The sequence below is a fragment of the Methylophaga sp. UBA5088 genome (genome assembly GCF_002414625.1).
In the GTDB taxonomy this organism is placed as follows: domain Bacteria; phylum Pseudomonadota; class Gammaproteobacteria; order Nitrosococcales; family Methylophagaceae; genus Methylophaga; species Methylophaga marina.
Window position 1 is genome coordinate 41121 of record NZ_DIAC01000036.1, and the last position, 1940, is coordinate 43060.

Sequence of the window (1940 nt, forward strand, 5' to 3'; positions counted from 1 at the left end):
CATTTATCCGTGTAGAGCGTGACATAGTCGTTCAGAATGTTTCTCAAGGCTTCAGCATCCTCTATTAAAGGATAGATAGCGTTGGCCATTTGTAATAGGTTCCACTGAGCAATTTGTGGCTGAGCACCAAAGCGATAACGTTTGCCGGTAGCATCAGTGGTATTTGGGGTCCAGTTAGGATCGTAGTCATCAATCCAACCATAAGGGCCATAGTCAATGGTGAGACCAAGAACAGACGTGTTATCAGTATTAAACACACCATGCACAAAACCGACTCGCATCCAGTCCACCACCATATCGGCTGTGCGTTCACACACTTCTTGGAACCAGTCTAAATAGGTTTGCTTACCTGGTGCACCTAAGTGGGGGAAAAAAGACTCGATGGTGTAATCAACCAGTGTTTTTAAGGTTTTAATATCGCCTTGGGCACTGAAGATTTCGTAACTGCCGAGACGTAGAAACGATGGGGCAACCCGACACACCACAGCACCGGGTTCGCTTTGTGGCCGTCCATCGTAAAACATATCCCGAATGACTTCGTCACCAGTCGTTATCAGACTTAATGCACGAGTGGTCGGCACGCCAAGATGGTACATGGCTTCACTACATAAAAATTCTCGCACCGAAGAACGTAACACAGCAAGACCATCAGCAGAGCGTGAATAAGGGGTTTCACCAGAGCCTTTAAGTTGTAAGCTCCAACGTTGACCCGACTCACCCATTATTTCACCAAGATTGAGCGCTCGACCATCACCCAGTTGACCAGCCCAATTGCCAAATTGGTGACCACCATAACATTGGGCATGAGGCTGCATGCCTCTGAGTTTCTGATTGCCTACAAAGACGTTTGTAAATAACCCACTTTGACAATCCTCATCACTCAAGCCAAGTTCATGAGCCATCTCAGTTGAATAAGCCAGCAGCGTAGGGGATGTGACTGTCCTTGGCGTGACATAGGAATAACAGGCACCTAACACTTGTCGCCGGAAATTTTTTGTTTCTGGATCGGCGGGTAAACGCTGAACAAATTGATTATCAAACTGCCAGTTCAGCAGGCCGTTAGTGAAGTTGGTTTCAGTTGTCTGTGTCATGACACCATTACATCAAAATTAACCAATACAGAAAACCTGTTAAAAGTGTTGTTTATAGGTGTTTATCTAGTTCAGCTGTGGATTGAATTCTACAGCCGGATTCCAGATACGTTGCCACACCCAACGCACGCCATCCCGTCGATGACTCTGGGTTGGAAACCGGTTTGGCGTAACGGGCATAAACCGTTGCTGTTGTTTTTCGGCAATTTGAAAGCGGAAAAAATAACTTGGCTCCATACCCATACGTAAGTCTGAAGCAATCACTTGATTACCTTGCAGCTCAAGCTTGAATAAACCACGGGTGAACCAGTTGATGCGTTTATAGCTTGGGTAATGATCCACCTTATCGATGAGTTCGGCACCACGTGGGTATGTCTTTAAAATGATGGGCTGATTCCCTTCTAATAAAGAGTGAAACCCTTCGTAGTAATGAGCATCATTGACGGCAACCACTCGCCACAAAATTGTGTTAAACGCCGTCGCTGAAACTTGCATGTGGTCAATCTCGATACCTTGTTCTTTGAAAGCTGTTTCAGCTTCGTGTTCCACCCACTGCTGAGCAAATACTCCCCACGTCAGATATAAGCAACTAAACCCAAAGGTGTAACGCATCAGTTTGTGACTGAACGGTTTATCAGGGGAAAGTAACACTGCCAAAATCCCTATTAATAGGGGTATAGAGTAGGTGGGATCGATAATAAACACGCTGCCACCAGAGACCGGGCTTGGCATGAGCGGCCAGAATAACTGCGTGCCATAGACGGTCAGGCCATCAAGAGCGGAATGAGTTGTCAAAGCTAACCAGGTAAGGAGAAACCATGTAAGGTAGCTAAACGTTTTATTCCGGTC

At 46.1% G+C, this 1940-nt stretch carries 2 protein-coding genes; both read right to left on the bottom strand.

The annotated features are described in order from the left end of the window. Positions 1-1091, bottom strand: a 1091-nt coding sequence (locus B4K20_RS05120) for a protein adenylyltransferase SelO (protein WP_289282116.1), incomplete at its 3' end; no start/stop codon positions are given. Between the two features lie 66 nt (positions 1092-1157). Continuing rightward, a partial coding sequence (locus B4K20_RS05125; RefSeq protein WP_289282117.1) for a metal-dependent hydrolase occupies positions 1158-1940 on the bottom strand: 783 nt, incomplete at its 5' end.